The sequence below is a fragment of the Candidatus Vicinibacter proximus genome, assembly GCA_016713905.1.
Classification (GTDB): domain Bacteria; phylum Bacteroidota; class Bacteroidia; order Chitinophagales; family Saprospiraceae; genus Vicinibacter; species Vicinibacter proximus.
Genome location: JADJOE010000003.1, coordinates 2,148,440 through 2,174,721 on the forward strand (window position 1 = coordinate 2,148,440; position 26,282 = coordinate 2,174,721).

Annotated in this window: 20 protein-coding genes; 16 read left to right on the forward strand and 4 right to left on the reverse strand. The window is 36.8% G+C overall.

Annotation, left to right across the window (positions count from 1 at the left end):
- Positions 1–919: 919 nt before the first annotated feature.
- Positions 920–2,374, forward strand: a complete 1,455-nt coding sequence (locus IPJ83_17160) for an SDR family NAD(P)-dependent oxidoreductase (GenBank protein ID MBK7882265.1) — start codon at positions 920–922, stop codon at positions 2,372–2,374.
- A 403-nt stretch (positions 2,375–2,777) separates the two neighbouring features.
- On the opposite strand, the gene IPJ83_17165 is transcribed toward IPJ83_17160, so the two are convergent.
- A complete protein-coding gene (locus IPJ83_17165) occupies positions 2,778–3,851 on the reverse strand; it encodes an IS110 family transposase (protein MBK7882266.1) in 1,074 nt (357 codons plus the stop codon).
- A 387-nt stretch (positions 3,852–4,238) separates the two neighbouring features.
- Positions 4,239–4,712, reverse strand: coding sequence for an Lrp/AsnC family transcriptional regulator (locus IPJ83_17170; GenBank protein MBK7882267.1), 474 nt, complete (start codon positions 4,710–4,712; stop codon positions 4,239–4,241).
- A 134-nt stretch (positions 4,713–4,846) separates the two neighbouring features.
- On the opposite strand from IPJ83_17170, the gene IPJ83_17175 reads away from it, so the two are divergent.
- From IPJ83_17175 to IPJ83_17245, 15 genes are all read left to right on the forward strand, one after another.
- Positions 4,847–6,163: a cystathionine gamma-synthase family protein gene (locus IPJ83_17175; protein ID MBK7882268.1), complete on the forward strand. Its 1,317-nt coding sequence runs from the start codon at positions 4,847–4,849 to the stop codon at positions 6,161–6,163.
- Between the two features lie 249 nt (positions 6,164–6,412).
- Positions 6,413–7,438, forward strand: a complete 1,026-nt coding sequence (locus tag IPJ83_17180) for a protein rep (GenBank protein MBK7882269.1) — start codon at positions 6,413–6,415, stop codon at positions 7,436–7,438.
- 619 nt (positions 7,439–8,057) lie between these two features.
- The gene (locus tag IPJ83_17185; GenBank protein ID MBK7882270.1) at positions 8,058–9,776 is read left to right on the forward strand and encodes a hypothetical protein; all 1,719 of its coding nucleotides are present in this window, start codon (positions 8,058–8,060) and stop codon (positions 9,774–9,776) included.
- Between the two features lie 5 nt (positions 9,777–9,781).
- Positions 9,782–10,342, forward strand: coding sequence for a hypothetical protein (locus IPJ83_17190; protein ID MBK7882271.1), 561 nt, complete (start codon positions 9,782–9,784; stop codon positions 10,340–10,342).
- A 202-nt stretch (positions 10,343–10,544) separates the two neighbouring features.
- Entirely contained in the window at positions 10,545–10,991 is a 447-nt protein-coding gene (locus tag IPJ83_17195) for a hypothetical protein (GenBank protein MBK7882272.1), read from the forward strand.
- A 185-nt stretch (positions 10,992–11,176) separates the two neighbouring features.
- A complete protein-coding gene (locus IPJ83_17200; protein MBK7882273.1) occupies positions 11,177–12,385 on the forward strand; it encodes a site-specific integrase in 1,209 nt (402 codons plus the stop codon).
- Between the two features lies 1 nt (position 12,386).
- The gene (locus tag IPJ83_17205) at positions 12,387–13,253 is read left to right on the forward strand and encodes a hypothetical protein (protein ID MBK7882274.1); all 867 of its coding nucleotides are present in this window, start codon (positions 12,387–12,389) and stop codon (positions 13,251–13,253) included.
- A 201-nt stretch (positions 13,254–13,454) separates the two neighbouring features.
- The gene (locus tag IPJ83_17210) at positions 13,455–13,682 is read left to right on the forward strand and encodes a helix-turn-helix domain-containing protein (GenBank protein MBK7882275.1); all 228 of its coding nucleotides are present in this window, start codon (positions 13,455–13,457) and stop codon (positions 13,680–13,682) included.
- Positions 13,683–13,760: 78 nt separating this feature from the next.
- Complete coding sequence (locus IPJ83_17215) at positions 13,761–16,076, forward strand: DUF3987 domain-containing protein (protein ID MBK7882276.1); 2,316 nt, start codon at positions 13,761–13,763, stop codon at positions 16,074–16,076.
- A 12-nt stretch (positions 16,077–16,088) separates the two neighbouring features.
- A complete protein-coding gene (locus IPJ83_17220; GenBank protein MBK7882277.1) occupies positions 16,089–16,397 on the forward strand; it encodes a hypothetical protein in 309 nt (102 codons plus the stop codon).
- Between the two features lie 174 nt (positions 16,398–16,571).
- A complete protein-coding gene (locus IPJ83_17225; protein MBK7882278.1) occupies positions 16,572–19,358 on the forward strand; it encodes a DEAD/DEAH box helicase family protein in 2,787 nt (928 codons plus the stop codon).
- Positions 19,355–20,671 carry a restriction endonuclease subunit S gene (locus tag IPJ83_17230; protein MBK7882279.1) on the forward strand — a complete coding sequence of 439 codons (1,317 nt, stop codon included), beginning with the start codon at positions 19,355–19,357 and terminating at the stop codon, positions 20,669–20,671. Before IPJ83_17225 ends, IPJ83_17230 begins: the two co-directional genes overlap by 4 nt.
- 43 nt (positions 20,672–20,714) lie before the next feature.
- Entirely contained in the window at positions 20,715–21,767 is a 1,053-nt protein-coding gene (locus tag IPJ83_17235; GenBank protein MBK7882280.1) for a hypothetical protein, read from the forward strand.
- Entirely contained in the window at positions 21,768–23,273 is a 1,506-nt protein-coding gene (locus IPJ83_17240) for an SAM-dependent DNA methyltransferase (protein ID MBK7882281.1), read from the forward strand. It abuts the gene before it with no gap.
- Positions 23,274–23,434: 161 nt separating this feature from the next.
- A complete protein-coding gene (locus tag IPJ83_17245) occupies positions 23,435–23,674 on the forward strand; it encodes a hypothetical protein (protein ID MBK7882282.1) in 240 nt (79 codons plus the stop codon).
- A gap of 615 nt (positions 23,675–24,289) precedes the next feature.
- Here IPJ83_17245 and IPJ83_17250 read toward each other — a convergent pair.
- Entirely contained in the window at positions 24,290–25,450 is a 1,161-nt protein-coding gene (locus IPJ83_17250; protein ID MBK7882283.1) for a DUF1566 domain-containing protein, read from the reverse strand.
- A 320-nt stretch (positions 25,451–25,770) separates the two neighbouring features.
- On the reverse strand, positions 25,771–26,256 hold the full coding sequence (locus IPJ83_17255; protein MBK7882284.1) for a hypothetical protein: 486 nt from the start codon (positions 26,254–26,256) through the stop codon (positions 25,771–25,773).
- Positions 26,257–26,282: the final 26 nt, after the last annotated feature.

Below are 26,282 nucleotides of genomic sequence, written 5' to 3' on the forward strand. Positions count from 1 at the left end.
CAACAATCAAAATTAAAATCAAATAACCGCCAACCAAACCCAGTAGGGATGATATTTTTCTAACGGCAACTCCTGTCAGATAAATCCCGTAGGGGTGACATCTTCAAAAAAAAATATCAAGCCCCGTAGGGGTGACATCTTAATAACAAAACAGCCTAACCTAACCAAGCACCTTAGGGGTGACATCTTAATGACGAAACAACCTAACCAAATCAAGCCCCATAGGGGTGACATCTTAATAACGACAACTCGTGTCAAATAAGCCCCGTAGGGGTGACATCTTAATAACGAAACAACCTATCCTAATCAAGCCCCATAGGGGTGACATCTTAATAACAAAACAGCCTAACCTAACCAAGCCCCGTAGGGGTGACATCTTAATAAAAAAAACAACCTAACTATATCAAGCCCCGTAGGGGTGAAATCTTAATAACGAAACAACCTAACCAAATCAAGCCCCGTAGGGGTGACATCTTAATGACGAAACAACCTAACCAAATCAAGCCCCGTAGGGGTGACATCTTAATAAAAAAAACAACCTAACCAAATCAAGCCCCGTAGGGGTGACATCTTAATAACGAAACAACCTAACCAAATCAAGCCCCATAGGGGTGACATCTTAATAACGACAACTCGTGTAAAATAAGCCCCATAGGGGTGACATCTTAATAACGAAACAACCTAACCAAATCAAGCCCCGTAGGGGTGACATCTTAATAACAAAACAACCTAATCAAGCCCCATAGGGGTGACATCTTAATCCGCCGGCAACGTAAAGCTCAATCACCAAACCTAAAGCATATCTTTGCAAAAAATATGATCAGCCTTGAGCTCAGATAACCAAAACTCCCCTCAAATCACAGATTCAGAGATAGAACAAAGCCTGCGCCTCCTGGGATTGTTAAATCAACACCCCGAGATGCTTGCTGCCTTGGAAGAAGACCAAAGAATTGCTTTGCTTAAAGCCGCCGGCCAACTCTCCAGACCCGACAGAGTTGAATTGAAAAGCCGTAACAAAACCATCAAAAAAGAACAAGCTAAAAAAGCCCGAACCAAAGACAAACACGCCCGTGCGGCGACGGGAATTCGCAAGGCCCGGACAGAAAGCGTTTTCATCGCACCAAAAGAACTACCGGAAAGCTTTTCCGAAAATAAAGAAAAAAAAATCCTGACTTCGCCCCGCAATTGCTACATCTGCAAAGCAGAGTATACAGAGGTGCATCACTTCTACGATGCCATGTGCACCCCCTGCGGTGATTTCAATTATGCCAAACGCTTCCAAATCTGCGACCTGAGCGGCCAGGTGGCTCTTATAACAGGTTCTAGGTTAAAGATCGGCTACCAGGCTACCTTAAAAATGCTGCGTTCGGGAGCGCGCGTAATCGCCACCACGCGATTTCCTGTAGACTCTGCAATCAGATTCAGCAAAGAGGAAGACTTCTCATCCTGGGGGGACAGGCTGGACATTTACGGTTTGGACTTGAGACATTTACCCAGTGTAGAGTTGTTCGCAAGGTATGTGGAGAGCCATTACGATCGATTGGATATTTTGATCAACAACGCTGCGCAGACCGTCAGGCGCCCACCCGGATTTTACGCACATCTGATGGACACCGAGCACAGGTCATTTGATAGTTTGCCCGAAGGTGCACGGCAACTGTTGAAGAAAATGAAAACGCTTGAAAGTGAACTTCAACAAGGTATACCCGCCTTAGGTGAGATAAGCAATCTGCCACTTTCCTGGCATGGCCCGGACAACAGTGTAGGGATCAGATCTTCAGCCGACTTGTCTCAGATCCCCTACCGCTTTGACCAGAGTTTGCAGAGCCATGAAGTATTTCCGGAAGGTAAGCTGGACGCAGACCTCCAGCAGGTAGATTTACGGACGACCAACAGCTGGCGATACAAACTCGGAGAAATTGAAACTGCAGAGATGATTGAAGTCCAACTGGTAAACGCCATGGCCCCTTTCATTCTCAACAACCGCCTACTCCATCTGATGAAAAAAGAGTTGACAGGTTACAAACACATTGTCAACGTTACTGCGATGGAAGGTAAATTTTATCGATTTACCAAAGCAGCCAGACATCCTCATACCAACATGGCAAAGGCAGCCTTGAACATGATGACGCACACAGCTGCAGCTGAACTGGCAAAAGACGGAATTTACATGAATGCGGTGGATACCGGATGGGTTACCGATGAAGACCCTGCCGAACTGGCAAAATTCAAAACAGAAACCCACGATTTTCAGCCACCATTGGACATTGTGGATGGGGCAGCGCGAATCTGTGATCCATTTATTGATGGAATACTTACCGGCGAACACTGGTGCGGAAAATTTTTAAAAGATTACAGGCCGATTGATTGGTAATTCCGTGGTTGTTTGATGATTCCAAGAGTCAAACATAACTGTGATTAAAGTAGTAACATTTAAAATGTAGGTTAAGCCGCTTTCGCGGTTCCTTCCTATGAATTGAATTTCTGCCGAACTAAGTCATGAGGCCCTTAAACCAATTTCTTTTGAAAGCAGAGTGGAATTAACCACCCTACCTTCGCAAGATTTTTTGCTCTTTCAAATATACAACTTTTCTTTACTTATATATCCTCCTATCGGTGGTCAATTTTTAGTTGCCACAAGTATTTATCAATATAGCAAAGTATAATTGATAGCCACACACTCACTTATAGTATTTTGGATACAAGGAACGCGGAAGTGGTCTATTCAACTTTTGCTCGTTTTTAATTTATATAGTAAGAAAAGAGTATAATTTTATTTATTTCAATATTCCGATTTCATAATCTATTTTATTTAACCAAATTGACCTTATACGATTTAATAGTTTTCGTGAAACTTTAATGATAGCTCTTTTACCTCCTACTTTTAGTTTTGTATTATTATAATATTGGGTCATAGCAGGATCACGTCTTATTCCTATCCAGGCGGCTTCTAGGATTAAGCTACGCAATCGCTTATGATGTCTACTTATTATATGTCCTGTACGAATATGTTCCCCACTGGAAAACTCCGAGGGATAAAAACCAACGAATGCATTTAGTTTTTCGAAACTCTTGAAGCGATTCATGTCTTCTATTTCCGTTATTAAAGTAATGGCAGTTATTGTGCCCACACCAGGTACCGTTTTTAATCTAGAAGCAATGGGGGCATACTTTTCACTAACTGCTAGTTTGCGAATATCTTTAAGTACCAGGTTTTTTTCTACCCTTATATTTTCCATCATTTTTATTTGATGGTTTAAAGCAGTTCGTAATGTTCCAAATGAGATAGGTAGGTCTTTTAACCAGTTTATGAATATATTGCTCCAATTTCCGCTTCCAAACCGTTCGGGAATCTCTATACCTACTTGATATAGCATTCCTTTGATTCTATTTTTTGATCTGGTCAGGTCTCGTGTTAATTTTTCATTGGTCCGAACTAGTTGACGATCAGCTTCTGTCTCTTGCGATGGGATGTAGATCGGACACAACATTCCTGCTTGAAGTGAAGATCCAATACGTTTAGAATCGTTTCTATCTGTTTTTGATTTATTTCCTTTGTCGGTCTGGGGTATGTCTGCTGGATTAACAACAATGCAGCTTACACCTTGTCTATCAAATGCTCTCTTTATCCAATAACCGCTAAAACCAGCTTCATAGGCACAACTGTAATTTGCTCCAGGAAATTCACGCTGTAAAAATGAAACTAAAATATCTGGATGAGGTGATTGATGAAAACTTCGCAGGTATTGGCTCCCATAATAAAGTGAAACATTCCAACTCTTCAAATGGACATCTATGCCAACGTAAATGGTTTCTCCTACAAATCCAGCCTTTTGTAATACTTTTGTCATAAGGTTTAGTTTTTAGTTATTTAATTTAAATTGTGGCCTTTGGACCACTTAACTAAAGCTAAACCTTTTTTCAATTACATGGATACTCACTTATCGTGCTGTCGCACGATACTCTGCTCGAAGCAGAGATCGTTCAGTCATCCTCCATTCTCTAATTCTCTAATTCTCTAATTCTTCCGTTAGCCGCTTTCGCGGTTCCTTCTCTTATCGTGCTGTCGCACGATACTCTGCCAAAGCAGAGATCGTTCAGTCATGCTTCCCAGCATCAAACTGACGTAGGAAAATTAGACAATTTGAGAATGTGAAAATTAGAAAATTAGAGTATTTGAAAATTGTTTTTTGGTTGTCGGATTTGTCATAACGTCAAACTTAATGCAAATCAAATAACTATATCGGCAAGGCTGTGCTATTTTTGATTTCGCTCATGACGAAGTGGCTTTCTACCCTTCCGATGTGGTCAATTCCGGCTAATTTCTCTTTTATAAAATGTTGGTATTTGTCCATGGAGCTGACCACTATTTTTAAGAGATAATCAAATGCCCCGGTCACATGATGGCATTCCATCACTTCCGGCAAGTCTTTCACTTCCTTCTCAAATTTTTTCAAGTATTGCTTGTTGTGTTCTTTTATGGAAACTTCACAAAAAACCAGCAATTCAAACCCATTCTTCCTGCGATCCAACATCGCAACATATTTACGTATGAACCCTTCCCTGTTTAATTTTTTGACCCTTTCAAAAACAGGTGTTACCGTCAGGTCGAGCCTGGCCGCGAGCTGCTTATTGGTTAAGGTAGCATCTTCCTGGAGCAACCTTAAAATCTTTAGGTCAACTGCATCCAAAAAATCAGAATTTTTTTCCATAGAAGGATAATCATTATAAAATCTAAAGCATTTAATTCTACAATTATATACATTATTAGGAATATTTTCTAAATTATTAAAATAATTTAGAATTATGTTAATACCTGGCTGAAATTTGTGTGAAAGAAAACGATATGAAAAAGCAACTTCATCCGGAAACACAAATGATGTCCTACGGCTACCATCCTGAGTGGTCCGAAGGGGCAGTAAAATGTCCTATCTTCCAAACTTCTACCTTTGCCTTCCGATCTGCCGAAGATGGAAAAGCGTTTTTTGAAGTTGCCTATGGTTTGAGGGAAAAAGGGTTAAAGGAAAAGACAGGGCTCATCTACAGCAGACTGAACAATCCCGACATGCAAATCCTGGAAGAGAGGCTATGTCTTTGGGATGAAGCAGAGGCATGTGCGGTTTTTGAAAGTGGGATGTCGGCCATCACTACAGCGTTATTTGAATTCCTCAAACCTGGTGACCTGCTTCTTTACAGCAATCCGTTGTACGGCGGCACCAGTCATTTCATACATCAGGTGCTGACTAAATTCGGGATTGAGGTGGTTGGATTCCCTGCACATGCCGATAAAGATGAGATGATGCGTTTGCTCGAAAAAAATAACAGTAAAGGCAGGCTTGCCATGATTTTTTTGGAGACCCCTGCCAACCCGACCAATGAATTGGTAGACATTCAGCTTTGCAAGGAAATAGCAAATTTCTTCGGGCATCCTGAAAGACCTGCTCTGGTAGCTGTGGACAATACCTATATGGGACCATTGTGGCAACATCCGTTAAAGCTTGGTGCTGATCTGGTTTTTTATTCTGCAACCAAATACATCGGTGGTCACAGCGATGTCATTGCAGGTGCCTGCCTCGGCAACTCCGAACTTATCAGCAGAGTAAAAAACCTGCGTACTTTTCTGGGCAACATGATCGCGCCCCATACCGGTTGGTTGCTGATGCGCAGTTTAGAAACACTAAAACTTCGCATGGACAAACAAGCCGAAAATGCTGCTGAATTGGCACTACGACTAAAGGATCATCCTAATGTAAAAAAGGTTCTTTATTTGGGTCTGCTCGACAAACAAGATGAAAAGCAGTATGCAATTTTCCAAAAACAATGTCTGTCCCCGGGAGCTATGATTTCGTTAATTCTGCTTGGAGGTGAAAAAGAAGCGTTCATGTTTCTGAATCATTTGAAAATTGTAAAATTGGCGGTGAGTCTTGGCAGTACTGAATCACTTGCTCAACATCCGGCTACCATGACGCATGCCGGAATTTCCCCTGAAGAAAAAATTGAATTTGGCATTACGGCTAACCTCATCCGACTTTCTGTTGGTGTCGAACATGTAGAGGATCTGTGGTGGGATTTAAATGCTGCATTAAATACTATTGATACGAAAGAAGTAAATTCAATTGAACATCATAGCTCAGCACGTACAACTGCACTGGTGGTGATGTAGTAATTTTAGTAGATAAAAATCTTTTGATAAAAAATATTTGAATCGTATAATGTCCTCTACAAAACAAAAAATGATTTCAAAATTTAAGCTAATGCAGTCGGCGATTCATCAAGAAATCATTAATACAATAATAAAAAAATGCAGATCTGAATTTAGATCCCACCAGTAAACCTAAGTTTAATATATCAGTCCAAGCTGTAGCAAACTCCAAAGTGATTGCTCCATTTCAAATACAAATACTATTTAATTTTGATCAACTTACTAACGCTGGATACATTAGGACATAGCGGGACAAAACCAAAGATATTAGTTCAAGGAAATGGAACCGATATGAGTGATATACAGGCTTTGAGAGGCCGAGCCAAAAGAAAATTAATCACCAATAAAGTAGTTTTGGCCCTCATTGATTTAGCCAATAAAAAAGGTGATCAAATTCGCTTAGGATCATTCTGGAACACTTATCATTGTCAAAATAAATTAATAAGTTCCGAGGATAGACTATATGGAGTTTATTGCAAAAACCGGTTTTGCACCCTTTGTTGCAGTATTAGAAAAGCAGAAATTATCAATACTTATCTGCCAATTCTAAGAAAATGGGAAGATCCATATTTTGTGACCCTAACCGTCAAATCTCCACCTTTAAAGCACTTGACGAAAATGATGGCAAAAGTTGTGGAAGGATTTGGGCAAATTATTGAGAAACATAAAAAGAGATCCCAAAGAAATAAAGGAAATAAATTGGTTGGAATTAAGTCATTGGAATGCAATTTTAATCCAATAAAACGCACCTATAATCCTCACCTGCATCTCATCGTTCAAAATGAAGAAATGGCAAAACTCATTATTGAAGAGTGGTTAATTAAATGGACTCCAAGATTTTCAAATGCCAAAGCCCAACATATGAGAAAAGTTGAAAACAAAGAAAGAGACTTAATTGAAATTGTAAAATATGGCAGTAAGATTTTCACTGACCCAGATATCAAATATAAGCCTAAATCCATTAAAGACCACAAAGTGTATATCAGTGCTTTATACAATATTTATTGTGCAATGGAGAACCATAGGATTTTTGATCGCTTCGGTTTCAATTTGCCCAAGACTGAAAAATCAATAATTGAAAATTCCATTACATTGGATGAATATCAAGAATGGGTTTTTGATGATAAAGCAACAGATTGGAAAAATACTGATAACGAGCTATCCTTAACGCAGTATCACATGCCGCCAAACTTAATTGAATTATTAAATTATAATATGGATATAGTATTGGAATAAAGCAATTTATTGAATCTGTTTCTTTTATATCATTGTTTGTCTGTCTTTAAAACAATTTAATAACGCTTAGCAGCATTTTTCGTTTTTTAACGTGAACTAGGAGAGAGAGGTTGAGCAACTTTTAGAAACAAGTCTATTGGATTAACCAAAAACATAAAGAAATTGAACTTGGTCCAAGAGACAGTATCGTCTCTATTTTAAACTGGTACTGTAAGCTTCAATCCAAGTATATATCCTTCAAAATCAACTTTGCCTACCATCTTTTTAACTGTACGATTCCTGCCAATTGAATTATTTCCTTAAAATAAACTCGAATTTATATTCCATTTTATTTATAACCATTAATTTAATAAAATTATCATTTTCTTATAATAAAAGATGCATATACTATTGATAAACAATCTATTATGAAATTTTATTTCTATTACTAGCTTCTTTGAATTATTTCTTTCATGTAAATTAATCGTTCAATCTTGAAAAAGTAAATGAAAAAAATTTGGAATTTCGGTTGAACAAATTAAATTTACAATTAAATAACAAAATATAATCTCCAAATATTCAATTTAAATAAATTGTTAATTAATTTAAACTTCAAATTATTACCTTAAAAATTATCATTTTGAAAATTATTACAATTCACCAAACAAAAGATTTAATCTGGTCTTTACTAGTCCTAGTGTTGTTTATGGTTTTACTTACTGGATGTAAAACTGAAGATGAACTTAACGAAACTTTAGATACTAAACAAACAGGATTTTCAAAACATAAAATTACAATTGGAGAAGCAAAGGCATATTATTTAAACAAATATAATTCTAATACCAAAACAGGTGCAGTAAAAAGAACCACAAATTTTAGTCCAATAGAAGATTTTGATTTAGAGCTATTATGGGAATTATCTTATTACCCTTCGAATTATTCGGGAAATATACTTATGGTACCAATAATGGATTCTGCCCTAATTTCAGAAAAATGGACTGATGCATTTATGGTATTTTATCATGACACTTCTAACCAAGTTGTCGAAGAGCTTATGATATTTACAATGGACGAAGATTATTATGTCAATTTGGGCGAAGAGCCTTCAGTTGAAAATTATACTGGATTCACTTTTCATGTTAATAGTCAAGGTGACCCAAGTGGTTTTTGTTATTATTTAAACGGCAGCATCATAGGATATACTGATTATATATTGATCAATTCAGATGGTACTATTGGTAGTTTTAATCAACTTAGTACAAGGACATGGTGGGAAGAGTTTTGGAGCTGGCTTTGTGGGAATGATATTGAATGTCCAACTTTTGGCGGAGGTGGAGGCACAGGTGGTAGATTTTGGAAAAGAGTAGGAAGTTGGTTTAACAGTCTTGGTAACGGACTTGGAGGAAGTGGAGGTTCAGGTGGGAGCGGATCTGGAGCATTTAATGGTTACGGTGGGTTTGGTGGATACGGTGGATTTACAGGAGGTGGAGGTTTTGGATCTGGTGGAAATTGGGGTTATGGAGATAGTAATAATAGTGGTAGTGGCGGTAATCCTAGTAGAAATTTGAGAGATTATTTTAGCGAACTCCAAATAAAACAACTGACAAAAGCAGTAGATAGATTAAATGAATATTTTGGGTGGAATAAAGAATTGATAGATTATTTTATTGATTTTAATTTAAATGCTGATTGTCTTGCAGAAATTGCAGCTTTACAAGAACCTTTAGTAGACGGTTTAGAAAGCTTACCTTGTTTGCAAAAATTAATAAAATATACTACACTGAAGGATCAATATGATTTGGACCTTTCTTATGAAGAATTCGAGAATTTCACTTTAAACTGCGAAATAACTTCTCCTGATTTCGAATCATGCTATATGGAAAATGTTATAAGTTTTTGTATGGAAAATATAAACACTTATGGAGATTGGGACGTAGAAGATGGTATAACCAATTTGTGCTGGCAATCATTAACATTACAAAAAATTGACCAAGGATATTATGTATTGCTTCCAAATATTCAATATAAATTCCATCATCAACAAACAAATACATGGATTAATATGAACCTTGGCAATATTTGTATTGAAGTTAATGGAATCGATAATAATGGACAACCGCTTAGTAACAACGACATAAAAATAAACATAGCAAATGCTTTAGAAAAAGCTAGATTAGGAGTTTGGTCCGCATTGAATCTAAAATTGGCAATACCTTTTTCAGCAACACTTAACATACAATATAAAATTGCAGTATTTGCAAATTTGCAAATTTTATTTAGTGGCCTTCCAACTATTGCTACAGGTCCATCTGTGTGCCCTGGAGTAACACCATCAATTCCAACTTGGAATTGTAATTAGTAATAATGTATAAATTTGTATTTAAAACCACTATTGCTGGTGCAATAATTTTTTATAAAATCGTATTTACTTCACCAACAGAAATTTTTGTTAAGTATAATACAATAAACAAAGAGTATTCAGATGCTTATGATAAATATATTTATCATAAAATAGGCAATGATACTGTTAAGGTATTTTGGAATGGTGAATATTTAGAAGAAAGTAGCAAATGGAAGGGTGGATTTATATTAGACTCAAGCATTAAAAATGAAATTCTTAAGGAAACAGAATTCCAACAATCATATTTAATTTGGAATGATGCAAAATATATACAACAAGAATATGAAGAGTTTAGTATGGAGCTTGTTATTGGTTCATTAGAAAATTTTAATTTCGAAAAATATTGGACTACTGAATGTTTTACTGAATATAAATCCAATAATTATATTCTCCTAAAAAGTATTGGTAAATTTAATGGAGCACATATTTTTCATGAAGAAGAACTTATTTCAATTGACACTACATATAGTGAATCTGATCCCGACTTAGTAGAAATTAAACAAATATTTCAAATTCAAGATTGACAAATTTAAGTAAAATAATCTTTCCTTACTAAATTAGTTTGAGGTGGTCCAAAATAATGGTTTACATATCTAGCTTAAATTTGTTATATGGTTCAATCAAAGTCAACTAACTATAGTAAGAAGTATGAATCCGATTTTAAGCTTCAAGCCATTAAATTGCTGGAGTTTACGAGGGATATAAAGGAATTAGCTGATTTTCTGGGTGTTAGAAATAACTTTAGATTTAGAAAATCAAAAATTTAAACACCAAAAAGAAATAAACAACAATGGAATATATACATTAGGACAAAGCGGGACAAAACCAAAGATATTAGTTCAAGGAAATGGAACCGATATGAGTGATATACAGGCTTTGAGAGGCCGAGCCAAAAGAAAATTAATCACCAATAAAGTAGTTTTGGCCCTCATTGATTTAGCCAATAAAAAAGGTGATCAAATTCGCTTAGGATCATTCTGGAACACTTATCATTGTCAAAATAAATTAATAAGTTCCGAGGATAGACTATATGGAGTTTATTGCAAAAACCGGTTCAAATTTACCATCTCAATTCTGTCAAAATTGACTTTACAAGCATGTTATAAAAAATTTATATGCAAATTGTATGCAAATAAAAAAAAGAGTCATGAATATAAATTCATAACTCTTTAACTATCATGTGATCCCGTCAGGATTCGAACCTGAGACCCTCTACAAACAATTACAAACATTAATAAACTAACTATCAATTATTTACATATTATATCGAACTTTATGTATTTATTTAAGGTTATATATGTTTGCCATTTTAATTAAAAAAAGGAGGCAAATAAGGAGGCAAATTAATAATTGTGAATATGAAAGTTAGAGCAGTAATCAATAAATCGAAGAAAGACAAAGGTGGGCTGTGTCCTATTAAATTAAGGGTAAGTGGGTATGGTACAAGGAAAGAAATATACCTTCCCGGTGTTAAGATTGATCCGAAATTATGGGATGCAAGCAAACAGAGCGTAAAAAATGATAAAATGCTTACGTTGAGAATTCAAAATCAGATTAACAAGTATAAGGAACAAATCAACAAACAGGAAGCTTTAGATTCTCCTATCGCTCCTGAAGAAGTTCATAGCTTAATTCAAAATAAATCGAGTAAAATTAATGGACAAGATCTGAATGCTGTTGAGTATTGTAAGAACCACTTTGTAATTGATCTGAATTTAAGTTATGGTACTAGGAAAGGATATAGCAGCTTTGCCAAAATCCTTAAAGAATATGATGCTAAAATCTCCCTGGACCGAATAGATTTAAATTGGATTGCTGGCTTTAAAGAGTATCTAGTTAAAAAACATAAAATAAATCCTTACACTATGTCATGTAGATTGAAAACGGTCAGAAGACTTGTAAGGCATGCTTATGAGGCCGGGAAACTCTCAAAGTATCCTTTGGAAGGCCTTAAAATAGCACAGGCTAAAGCATATAGACAATTCTTATCAATAACACAGCTTAGGCAGTTATTAGCTTACACTCCTAAATTGAACCTTCAAAACACCTATAACGCATTTGTATTCTCATGTTATACCGGTTTGCGATTTGGAGATCTGGCTACGATAAAATATTCCAACCTATCTATTGACAACAGTTCCGGAGAAGATGAAATTGTTCTTTTTTTTACAATGGGAAAAACAAAGCGACAAGTTAGAATTCACCTAAACAAAAGTATTTCGAATCTTATAGATAGAAATAAAATAGCTTTAGATGAGCCAATTTTTAGCTTTCTTAAAACAACGGATTTTGACTTAAGTTCTGATAAGTTAGCTATGAAGATTGAATCTGCCAATGCCTTAGCTAATAAGCGCTTAAAAGAGATCATGAAGGATGCTGATCTTCCAGAAGGATATTCCTTTCATTGTGCGCGACATACATTTGCATGCGTAGCCTTGCAGTTAGGAGTGGACTTAATGAGCCTCAGAGATCTAATTGGTCATACGGATTTAAAAGTTACTCAAGAGTATCTTAAGGTAATCGATTCTCAAAAGAAAAACGCAATTGAAAAATTTAATAGTATTTGATATGAATAATTTTGAAATCCAAAATTTGTATTTGAAGATAACTCAAAGTCATTTAGACCCTTTAATAAATAAATGTAAAGATGAAAAAATATTTGACATTGGAATAGTTTCTCTTTCAGAATTAAAAGACGATATTAATATCTTAATACGTGAATTGAATAATAACGATTTATTGTCTAGAGCATTTGCTCAATCTAAAATAAATTCTAAAGAAATTTACAAAACAATTTATTCTCAATTAGAAGAAATTCCAAATTTACGAGAACTATATAAATTACATTTAAAAAGAGCTGAACATAAATATAAATCAATAAATCCTATGAAATTATATATGTTAAATGAGGATGAAAGAAATATCTGTGATAAAGCCTGTTCTTTTACATATGATAAGCCACATGCCATATATGATAATTGCCAAGACATTATTGACGATATAAAATCAAACAATGTCTTTTCTGAATTTAACAAAAGCAAACAAAAACTAATATTCAAGATAAGACCTGACAAAGCAGGTGTAAATAATGCATACATAAAAAACTTTGTGAAAAAATTAATGGAAAATAATCATATTGATAATGATGGAGAATCGGAATTAATCGCTCTGCTAAGTGGTGAAAAACCAAAATCATTGATAAACTGGAAGGGAACAAAAGGAAGTAAAAATGCTAAAGCAGAACTATGTAGAATATTTTATACTATTGCAGATAATAAATTATTGTTTAACCCAAGTGTACCTTGGGAAAATATACAGTCCAAATTTATAATAAACGAAGAGATTGTTACAAATTTAAAAGTAGCAGCCGGTAATAAAAAAATTGATGATTATTCAGAAGAAATAGTCAAATCAGCATTTAAACTAAAAATATGATTATCCCATCGAATCTATTACAAAGACAATGGGTCAAATATTAATTCAATATTAAATTACTAAGAGAATTTCCATAACCAATTAAAACCTACTTACCTACTCTTGCCTTCTAAATTAACGAGTAGGTAAAATCTGATATTATGTTTGCAGCGCACTAATCAAAGTGTGCACTACTCGTGCGTCAGAGTAAAATTTAAAAAAATGAATTTTTTAACTTTATTATCCCCGGAACAAAAGTGGTTAAGTCAGGAAGACGCTATGGCCAAGACCGGTCTCAAGAGGACTACCCTCTACAAATTAAGAAATCTCCATAAAGTAAAATGGAGTCAGATAGGACGGAAAGTGTTCTATTTAAACAAAAGCCTGGATGAATTGCTAGATAATAATTCTAGTGAATTTGACTTTAAAACAAAACATACCAATAAATAAAACAATTAGTGATTGGGAGCAACTGGCTATTGCAACCCATAATCCACTAAAAAATAATTCAATTTTAAAATAAATTATATGATTAAAAATATTAAAATTTCTACCGTGAGTAGTCACGTAAAAATAGGTAATCCAATTACATTAGAAGAATATGTTAATGCAATAGTTGATGGTACTTTTAAAACCAAAATCGACCAACTAAGAATGAGTTCTAAAATGGGGAAGTTACAAGAGGTTGAGAATATAAAAAGAAATCTCCCAGCAATAACACCTCATGGAGTTTTCGAAACAAGATCTGGGAATATACCACCTGTTAAATACAGTCAGATTTTGGCAGTCGACATTGATCACCTAAGTGCGCAGAAGATAGATCCAATACAATTCAAGAAACAACTTAGAAATAATCCACATGTGGTATGCGCTCATCTAAGCTGTTCAGGTGATGGCATGGTAATTTTTATAAAACACTCAGGGGATGTGATAGAACATCAGGAAGCGGTTGAACAAATATGTAATTATATTGAATACAATTTAAATGTTAAAGTAGATAAAAAAGTAAGTAAAGGCATTAATAATCAGAGATTCTGCTCATACGATCCCGACGCTATTGTCAATTGGAATGCTAAAGAATTTGAACTAATACCAAAGGCAGAAATTGAAGTGATAGAAGATCAAATTGAATACACAAACCAAAAGGAGGAATTCAAAAAAGGCAGTCGCAACAATTGGTTTTTCTTATTTGCATGTAACTGTAATAGATCTGGTGTTCCCAAAGAGGATTTAAAAACATATGCAAGTCGGTACTTGCAACGTCCAGATTTTAATATGGCAGAAATAATACAAACAGTAAATTCAGCTTATAAAATTGAATTAATTGATCACGATGGAGATGAATTAGATCATGATGCAATAGATCACCTAGAAGAAACGGCAAACGGCACTGACGGCACTGACGGCACTGACGGCAATGGAGTTAATCCTGGGCCATCAGGTACACCACCCTCAACAGGAAGGAGAAAACAAGTGCTTGACTTCAGACAAGCTCCAGTATTCCCGCCTCACTTGTACAAAAAACTCCCCAAACTTCTGCAAAACATTACTAATACAGGAGAAAACGATGTTGAAAAGGATCTTGCGTTGTTGACAGCATTAACAGGTATATCGAGTTTGTTCCCAAATGTGATTCTGTTTTACGGCCATAACCATAGCCCCAACTTATTTACGATTATCGTGGCAAATGCAGGTGAAGGGAAGTCAAAGGTTAATAATGTTATTAAAATACTCGATCCTCTGAATACCAAAATGGTTAAAGAATGTGGAATTAAAAAAGCAAAATATAAAAAACTTAAAAAGGCCTCCAAAGATAGTACAGACTGTGATGAAACTCCAGAACAGCCAGATTGTAAAGGGTTAATGATTCCAGATGATATTACGCATGCCTCATTGCTTGATAAGCTTGCTTCCAATTCTACTTGGAACTTGCTTTACAGCTCAGAAACAGATAGTGTGAATCGTACAATGGCCAACGAGCAATTCAACAAGTCTGACGTATTTCGAAAGTGCTTCCATCATGAACGAATTAGCCATTCAAGGAGGGGGGATGATATAGAAATCCATATTGAAGAACCTAAACTGTCGATTCTGCTAACCGGCACCCCTGCATCATTACAGGGCTTGGTTAAAGGGGTTGAAGATGGGACTTCATCCAGGTTCATTTATTACGGGTTTGCTTCAGAAAAATTTGAATGGAAATCTCAACAATCGGAAGCAAAACACAAATCTGATGAAGAGATAACAATTCTATCTGAAACTGTTATTGAAATTTTTGATTTTTTTAAAGATAGACCCATAGAATTTGATTTTACTAAATCCCAAACAAAGGAATTTGACGAGTATTTTAAAACAATAACTGACTCCCTTGACAACGAAAAGGATGGATTTTATTATGCAAGTATTAAGCGTCTTGCACTTACTTTTAAACGCATCGCAGCCATTTTTACAGCAGTTGAGGCATTTGAAAATAAGGACTATAGTACCCAATTAACCTGCACCGACGATGCCTTTAGTGCTTGTAAAGACATTATTGGAACATTATTAGAACATGCAAAAATTGTTTATTCAAGTCTTGAAAACAGGCCTTATGAAGCAGTAATTGATCAAGCAGATAAAGTTTATCAAGCATTGCCAGACATTTTTAGCGCTCGGACTGGGTATGATACAATAAAAAAATCCATAGGATTATCAGAAAGGACCGTACGAAACTATTACAAAAAATTACTCAAAGATAATAGGTTGATAAAAACAGGAGACACCTATAAAAAAGTAAAAAATACCGTGGATGCCGCGGATGCCGCCGTTGCCATTGAAAATAATAATCTATTAAATAACAATTAAAACAAAATGAAAATGAAAAGAACTTTAAATAGCGGTGAAATAACAATTCGGGAATTTGCAAAACAAGTTGGGTCTACACCAAATAAAATTAGAGATTATTTAAGAGAAAAAGAAGTTATAGATATAAACAACTGGCCAGTTCCAGGATTTGAATATTGGTTTGATTTTACTCCCCGGTACAGAAACGATTTGTCAGGTGATGGAGCAGCTATTATAAAAGAAATGATAAATGAAGATGGCATTGATTATGTCAACAATCGTAAAGTAAATAAAGCCAACCGGAAGGGAATAACGATGCTTTGGCAGATACCCTCCAAATAAGTCCTTATTATTCCTTAAGGTTTATGAAAAATTATCGGATCATCCAAAGACTTGAAAATCAGTATAATTTATTCATATTATTGTATTTAAATATTATACATATTATAAATTAATTAATGTTTATAATTTAGAGCTTTTGGCTTACTTTAAGCCCTTGAAACCACCCATCACAATATGCCCAATCAAAATCCGGAACAAAAGGCAAGAGATCAGATTGATGCCCTCCTGACAGCCAGCGGTTGGTTTATCCAGGATTTTAATAGTATAAATCTTGCTGCAGGTCTGGGCATTGCGATCCGTGAATACCAAACAGATGTTGGCCCTGCTGATTATGTCCTGTTTGTAGAAGGCAAGGCTGCAGGTGTGGTAGAAGCCAAGCGCGTGGAGGATGGTGGCAAAATGTCTGTGCATGAATCACAGGTCGAGGAGTATTCCAGGGCCAAATTGAAATACATCAACAACGAACCCTTGCCCTTCATTTACCTCAGCACAGGTGAAATAAATCGTTTTGCGGATGCAAGAGACCCAAAGCCCAGATTCAGGGAAGTTTTCAGCTTTCATCGTCCTGAGACACTGGCCAGGTGGTTGCGCAAGGGAAAATCCCTGCGTAAAGCTCTTCATGAGGATCTGCCAGCCCTCATCACAGAAGGTCTCAGAGATTGTCAAATAGAGGCCATTACCAACCTGGAAAAATCTTTTGCATCTGCCAGGCCCAAGGCTTTGGTGCAGATGGCCACAGGCTCAGGAAAGACCTTTACGGCCATTACCACAGTCTATCGTCTGCTCAAACATGCAAAAGCAGAAAAGGTCTTATTTCTGGTGGACACCAAAAACCTGGGTCAACAGGCTGAAGGGGAGTTTAGAAAATACCAGCCACAGGATGACAACCGCCTGTTTCCTGAATTGTATGGGCTCACCCGCCTGAACAGCTCTTACATCCCACAGGATAGCCAGGTGTATATCAGCACCATCCAGCGCTTATACAGCATCTTAAAAGGCTCTGAACTGGATGAATCAGCCGAAGAAGAAAATCCAGGTGAATACTCCTCTCAGGCCAAAGAACCCATGGCAGTGGTGTACAACGAAAAATTGCCTGTTGAGTTTTTTGATTTTATATTCATCGATGAATGCCACCGCAGCATCTACAACCTTTGGAAGCAGGTATTGGACTATTTTGATGCCATGCAGGTGGGACTCACCGCCACCCCTGACAACAGAACCTTTGGATACTTCAATCAAAACATTGTATCAGACTATGGCTACGAGAAAGCGGTCATCGATGGAGTGCTGGTCCCTTACAATGTGTACACCATAGAAACCCAAATCACGCAAAAAGGAGCCAGCATCAAGATGGGTGAGATGGTGGATAAGCGCGAGCGTCTTACCCGCAAGAGATTCTGGGAGACAGTGGATGAGGACGTGGAGTACAGTGGCAAACAACTGGACAAAGACATTGTAAATCCCAGCACCATAAGGACCATCATAAGGGAAGTAAAAGACAAATTACCTCTGATGTTCCCTGACCGTTTTGACAGCAAGGGGGAGTTTGAAGTGCCAAAGATGCTCATTTTTGCAAAGACGGACAGCCATGCAGAGGACATCATAGAGATCGTCAGGGAGGAGTTTAACGAAGGCAATGATTTCTGCAAAAAGATCACCTATCAGAGCAAGGAAGATCCCAAGACCATCCTCTCCCAGTTTAGAAATGACTATTATCCACGCATCACAGTCACCGTGGATATGATAGCCACAGGTACGGACATACGCCCCCTGGAGGTGCTTCTTTTTATGAGGGATGTGAAAAGCCGCAGTTACTACGAGCAAATGAAAGGTCGTGGTACACGCATCTGCTCATTGGAAGAATTGAAAAACAAGGGTACGCCCAGTGCCAGGTTTTCCAAGGACCACTTTGTGATCATTGATGCCATAGGGGTGGAACAATCCCAAAAGACAGACAGCCGTCCTCTGGAAAAAGCTCCAGGAGTATCCCTCAAGGAAGTGCTGCAACGCATAGCAGTGGGAGATCGCTCTGAGGAAATGATGAGCACTCTGGCCAATCGCCTCTTGCGTCTGGATAAACAAATCAACGAGCATGAAAAACATGAATTCGAGCAAAAAGCCCAAGGTCGCAACATCCCTCAGGTAGTCAGGATGCTCCTGAATGCCCATGACCCTGATACCAAAGAAAACATCAAACAGGAGGTACACAGGGAAATGCGTGGACAGGCTCCTGCTGAGATAGAAAAGGAGGTTGAAAGAAGGACTCATAAGGTATTGGAGGAAGCCATCCAGTGCTTCCACAATCCAGAATTGAGGGATTACCTGGTGGATGTCAGAAAAAAGTATGACCAGATCATCGATGTGGTGAACATGGACAGCCTGACTAAAAGTGGCTGGGAGAAAGACCAGAAAGCCCATGCAGAGGAGCTGGTCACACACTTCAGAAACTGGATAGAGGAACATAAAAATGAAATCACAGCCCTGCAGATATTCTACGACCAGCCTTACAGGCGCAGAGAGCTCACCTATCAGATGATCAGGGACCTGAGTGAGAAAATACTCCTGGAGCGTCCTACGCTCGCTCCAATGAAAGTTTGGAATGCCTATGCAGAACTGGAGAAAGCAGTGGGCTCTCCCAAAAATGAACTGGTAGCCCTGGTAGCCCTCATACGCAGGGTGGCAGGCATAGATGAGGCCCTAACCAGCTATGACAAAACAGTGGACCGCAACTTCCAGCAATGGCTGTTTAAAAAGCAGGCGGGCACCCTGAAATTTACCAAGGAACAGATGGAATGGCTGCATATGCTCAAGGAGCAGATTGCCACCTCCATCCATATAGAGGCTGATGACCTGGACTACACCCCTTTTGACTCTAAGGGTGGCAAGGGCAAAATGTGGCAGCTCTTTGGCGCAGAGATGGAGACGATCATTGATGAATTAAATGAGGTACTTGCGGCATGATGGAAATATCAATTAATCAAAATGGCTGGGCTATTGCAAGGCTTGAAGATATAGCAACGAGAATAACCAAGGGCGGAACACCAACAACCTACGGTTATTCCTTTCAAAAATCAGGTATAAATTTCATAAAAGTTGAAAATATTTCTGACGGTCGAGTAATTATTAAATCAATTACTGACTTTATAGGTCAAGATGCTCACGATTTTCAATCAAAATCTCAATTAAGTGTTAATGATATTTTGTTCTCGATTGCAGGAACCATCGGTGAAACTTGTGTAATAAGACAAGAATATTTACCAGCAAATACAAATCAAGCCCTAGCAATTATCAAAGGAACAGATGTAGCCATCATTCCCCAACTTTTACAATTACAACTTGAGACCTTTGTTGCAAAAGTAAAATTGAAGGCAAGAGGTGGAGCAATGAATAATGTTTCACTTGAAGACTTAAAAAATCTACTTGTTTACATCCCCCCCCTCGCTGAGCAGCACCGCATAGTGGCCAGGATAGAGGAGCTGTTCAGCAGTCTGGACAAAGGCATCGAGGCTCTTAAAACTGCGCAACAGCAGCTCAAGGTTTACAGGCAGGCAGTGTTGAAATATGCGTTTGAGGGTCGCCTGACTAACCCCAACCTCCAGGAAGGGGAATTGCCTGAGGGGTGGGTGGTGAAAACGTTTGGTGAATGCACTATTAATTATGATGGTAAAAGAGTTCCTCTAAGCAAGGAAGTTAGGTCAAAAAGAAAAGGAGATTATAGATACTATGGTGCAACTGAAATTGTTGATTATATTGATGATTTTCTATTTGAAGGCGTATACCTGTTAATCGGGGAAGACGGCGCTAACCTTCTATCTAAATCTAAGCCTCTAGCACAAATAGTTGAAGGGCAGTTTTGGGTAAATAATCATGCTCACATTGTACAAGCCAATACAAATATTTCAATAAAATATCTCTGTAACTTTTTTAATTCATTATATCTTGACCAATATGTTACTGGAACAGCTCAGCCTAAACTGACACAGACAAATATGAATAAAATTCCTGTGCTATTACCAGAGTCATTTGAAGAGCAAAACCAAATTGTCCAAGAAATTCAATCCCGCCTCTCCGTTTGCGACAAGATCGAAGAAAGCATAACGCAAAGCCTACAACAAGCTGAGGCCCTCAGGCAGAGCATCTTGAAAAAAGCATTTGAGGGTAAGCTGGTCCCTCAAGACCCTAGTGATGAGCCTGCGAGTGTTCTGCTGGAGAAGATTAAGGCAAATAAGGAAAAGATTAAACCGGAGAATGCAGTGAGAAAGAAAAAAGTCTAAGTGAAAAAATAATATTTGCAACCTTGAAATATTAATAAATTAAATGGACAAAAAAAAGGTATTCACCAGGCTTACATCAAATGATAACAATTGGGAGGTGCCATCTCCCCATAGGTGGAAAAAATCAAATCAGGGAAATAATAAAATTGCCTATGAAAATCAATATGGCTTTGGTCACGAAGAATGGTTGTTTCATCCCAGGTTTAATATAGGTGGCTATCAATATGGGTACATTCGGGGACTTGAAAAAGTCGGCGTCAATGAAAATAATTATGATGAAGTACACCTTTACACTGTCCGAAAAGAAAATAGAAAAAATAACGTATACTATTTAGGCTATATTGAAAATGTAAGAATTATTAAAAATGATCCAGTCGAGAGAAATTTATTTTCAAGTATTGCCAGCAAATACGATAACGAGATAATTAGTGAAATAAAAGATGTAAATGGAGATATTACTGGATTCACTGAAAACCCAATAAAGGCTATTGTAAAATTTAAATTAAGTGACGTTCGTTTTTTAGATCAACCAATTTATCAGCCAAACTTTGATTTAAAGAAACACCCTCGTTTCCAACCCTATGAATTAAATGGAGGTGTTGAATTATTTTTTCATGTGGATCCTGACATCTCCAATACTATTTTCACATCAGGCAAAGCAAGCCAACTCAGTGTCTATAATAGATCTGGCAACAGCATATCCAAAACCATTGTAAAGTTGCATTCTGAAATAATTGAAGCATTAGAAGATTATTTGAAACCTAATTTCAGTGTTGAAAAATATAATCTCGCAATTGAAACAATGAGATTTCATGGCAATATAGCTGACATGGTTACACTTGATTCAATGAATCAAATAAGCATCTATGAAGTCAAAACCTCTTCATCAGGTCGAAGAAATATCAGAGAAGCCATTAGTCAACTATTAGATTATGCTTCACACGCAGGAAAATATAGCATTTTAAAACTTGTAATCGTATCTCCGGTAACGCTAAATAAGTCAGAGCAAATGTTTCTAGAAAGCTTACGAAATGTCATAAAGTATGAAATTTCATATCTGGCCTATAATGCATCTTCAACAATAAAATTTGAATAAATGAGCACAGAGCAAAATAACACTTCCAGCATCATATCGAAGGTATGGAGCTTTGCCACTGTCCTGAGGGATGATGGCGTAGGATACGGAGACTACCTGGAGCAACTGACCTATCTGCTTTTTTTAAAAATGGCAGATGAGTTCAGCAAGCCTCCCTACAACAGGGATCTGAAAATCCCGCCTAAATGCAACTGGCAAAATCTGACCGACAAAAAGGGGGCTGAGCTGTTTGATCATTACGTGCATACCCTGCATGAGCTGTCCAATGCCAAGGGATTTTTAGGTCAGATTTTCACCAAGAGCCAAAACAAGATCAACGACCCCTCCAAGCTGGCAAGGCTCATAGCCATGATTGACTATGAAAACTGGAGCACCATGGGTGCTGACCTCAAGGGCAAGATCTACGAAGGGCTGCTGGAGAAAAATGCTGAAGACACCAAAAGTGGTGCAGGGCAATATTTCACACCTAGGGCACTCATCAGAGCCATGGTGGTCTGCGTAAGGCCTGAGCCTACGAAAACCATAGCGGACCCTGCTTGTGGCACAGGAGGGTTCTTTCTGGCTGCCTATGACTTTATAGCTGATCCCAAAAACTACAGTCTCGACAAGAAGCAAAAGGAGTTTCTGAAGCTGAAGACCTTTTATGGCAATGAAATAGTGGCCAATACCCGCAGGATGGCCCTGATGAATCTTTTCCTGCACAACATTGGTGATTTTGAAAGCGACACCTTCATATCCCCTGCAGATGCTCTGATATCAGACAATGGACTGCGGGTGGACTATGTGCTGGCCAATCCTCCCTTTGGCAAAAAGAGTAGCATGACCTTTACCAATGAGGAGGGAGAGCAGGATTCTGAAGACCTCACGTACAACCGTCAGGACTTTTATGTGACCACCAGCAACAAACAGCTCAATTTTGTACAACACATCAAAACCATGCTGAAAAGCGATGGAAAGGCTGCTGTGGTATTGCCAGACAACGTATTATTTGAAGGGGGCGCAGGTGAGACCATCCGCAAAAAATTACTGGAGGGAACCAACCTGCATACCATCTTACGCCTGCCGACTGGAATTTTCTATAAACAAGGAGTAAAAGCCAATGTGCTGTTCTTTGATAACAAGCCTACCTCCAAAACTGCCTGGACCAGGGAGGTATGGTTTTATGATTTCAGGACCAACATACACTTCACCCTCAAAAAGAATCCCCTCAAGTTTGAAGACCTTGCAGATTTTATAAAATGCTACAACACTGAAAATATCCACAAGCGCAAGGAGACCTTTGATCCAGATAAAAACACTGAAGGACGCTGGCGAAAATTCAGCTACGAGGAGATTATTACCAGGGATAAGACAAGCCTGGATATCACCTGGATCAAGGATAAAAGCCTCACTGACTTGGACAATCTGCCAGACCCTGATGTTTTGGCTGAAGAGATCATCGAAAATCTGGAAGCCAGTATTATAAGCCTAAAAGAGTTGTCAGCAGTTTTAAAAACCGGTGCTTAGAGACTTGTTTTTTTGTTATATAATTGTTAATCTTTCATTTATTACATCGTTTTATTTTTCCCTAGGATATTTATTGTTGTATGACCATATACAAATTGGAAAACCCATCTTGAAAAATTAAATTAAAATTAATTATTCGACAATTAAATTAGTATACTCTTATGAATAAAATAAATACACTTATCGAAAGATGTTTTGGAATATCGGATCTTGTTTTCTGTCTTCATCCTATTGAAGTTCAAAATGGAATTGAATTATTTTCATATGCCAAAGAAAACAATATGGACAGAGAGGAATTGCTTAATTCGATTATTAATTATTTAAAGCTTAAAGACGTTGGAAAAGATCACCTCGAACAACAAAAACTGAAAGTAAATCAATGGCTGGACAATTATTTCTAATCTTAATTAATTAGATACAGCTCTTACAAAAGTTAAAAAAGATTGGCATTCTAGTGAATTATCATTTTGGAAAATTAATATAAAAACTACCATCCTTTAAATTCAATCGGTGCCAATCAAAATATTACTAACATAATGTATAGTACAGTAATCCTGTACTCTCCCACCCTAATCCTGCTTAAATCTATTTTAAAGTCACAATTCCAGTATTGATCAGCTTAATTGATAAACCTGTAAATTTTTTTTTGTCTCCAGACAAACCCAAACCAGATATTGTCCTCAGTTTCAACTTTTAAATTCTCTATAAAAGATGCTCAAACAGGTGACAAGTCCATGATTGAATTAAATTAGAATCACAAAAATCCGGCTCCGATAAACATGAATTAAATTCCGATAAATTGATTCTAATTCAAAATAAGGCATTTTGGTTAATAAAATAGAAAGGACATTCTAAACAACAATCATCAGTTTTGGTTTCTTTGCCCGGAATATTAACACCGAAAAGCGCAAATGCCCTATATAAATACTTGCGTTGTTGAAGATTGTGTTATCTTGGAATGTATTGTATTTTGCAAAAATTGACTGCTTAGTATTAATTTATAAAAAGCTAAATTGTTAAAAAGTTCGAACTGCACGAACATATTTTTTGTTATCTATATGGGAATAACCCACTTCTCCGCTTTTATAATTATCATTCTTCCATTTGCCAAAGCATTTAAACTTGTAAAAATTCGTGTCACCGCCATTTGGGGTTGAACTCCAATAATTTGCATTGTAAAAACCACCTATACCTTTCTGCTGTAAATTAACATACATTAAATTTAATTCTTCGATTGTTGGAAGACGCCAATCACTGTAACCGTTTAATATAAGCTCATCACAACCATTTTGTGCTTCACTCCAACTTAGTTCCCCCGCAAATGTTATTCTGAATCCCTCACTTACAACGTTTCTTTTTGTAAGCCGAAAGTTTGATCTTTCTAAATCAAATATTGCAGCAACTAATCCATGCCCATTTTCTTCAAATATCACATAGCCACCATGTTTAAATTTTGAACGAATTTCCGATGGCATTACAGTATAACCTGTCATTTGTTCTATCTGTTGAAGCGTCCGTTTATCCTCCCAAGAATATGTAGCAGCTATCTTTCCTGAAGATAAATAATTGATGGACTTCCCATCAAAAAGACCATCTTCATTATCATAATTAGCAGGAGTCCATATAATCTCGCCAAATTCATGAATATTCCCTTTTCCATTACCTATAGTTTCATCCATGCCTGATTTTATTATAAATGACCTCGTGTAAAATTCCCAATTATTTATTAAAACATTCAGTGCAATGATAGAATTGTTTTTTCTCAAATAGAAACGCTTTGATTTACCATTAAAACTAATGTTGATGTGGAAAATCTGTTTTTGCAAGGATTTGTAATTTTCTACTTCTAAATCAGTTAGACTCAAAGCACTTAAAGTCTTAATACAATAGTCAGCACAAAAATCCATATTTTTATTGGCCGTAGCGTTAACTTGCAACGGAATAGCCCAAATTTTACTTTCCGAATCTAAGGATTTTGGTTCGCCACTTTTAATTTCATAGTCAAAAGCAATCTGCATGGTTTCGTGCAACAAAACAACCATTTCACATACGGCTTTGATTTCACTTTGTTCATTCAATAATTGCTGTTTTATATTCACGGCAAACAACCCACCTTTTATTTCAATGGAAATGCCTTTAGCTTGTACAAAATTTTTTAATTTACCTATCGAAACCATTGTTTTTAGGGTAACACCCCAACTTCCATTTGGAAATTGCGATTCATTCAACACTTCAAAGGATTGAATATTCCCATTGGCCAAAGAAGTAATTTGGTCTGCAACAACTTGATCATTAAGCACGTCAGTCCTTGAAGAGATAAAAACACCAAACGCCTGTTCAATAGCTGAACGTAAGCCGCTTTGTTTAGCTTCATCAAGTGTTTTGCCATTTCCACTAACAGTTATAGTAACTGCTTTGTCGTCATCTTGTGCATGCAGATTATGCGAGAATAATAAGACAAATAGTATAGTTGTTGTTGAAAGTAATTTTATCATGCTCATTGTTTTGATTCCGTTTCTTTCTTTATTTCTCTGTAATAAATAAACACCATTCGTTTGCCACTCAAATCGTCAAAATTTATAAGCAACTCCATTCCTTGAGTAAAACCCAATGCATTTTCTTTAATAGATTCAATAGTTTCAACTACAGCGCTGTTTGAGTCATTGTTTTTTTGTTCGGTAGTTTTAATAATTAAATCTGATGAAATAACGGAACCATTAAAAAAAACATTAGCCTGCGCTTGCGACTTAACTTGAGCCACTCTGTTCATGATTGAAGGATTGCTGTATTTGGCAGTTTCTAGCGATATCACCGATATAAAATACTGATGGTCGTAATCATCTATCAATTTAACTCCTTCAAAAGGTTTAGCGTTATACATGCGCTTAACAAAATTAGTAAAGGTGGTTTTGTCTTCGTTGAAGGATTGGCCAAAAGTTGAAAACGAGTTTATTAAAAATAAAATTGAAAAGATTTGTTTCATTTCCATGGTTAAATTATTGAGATGTT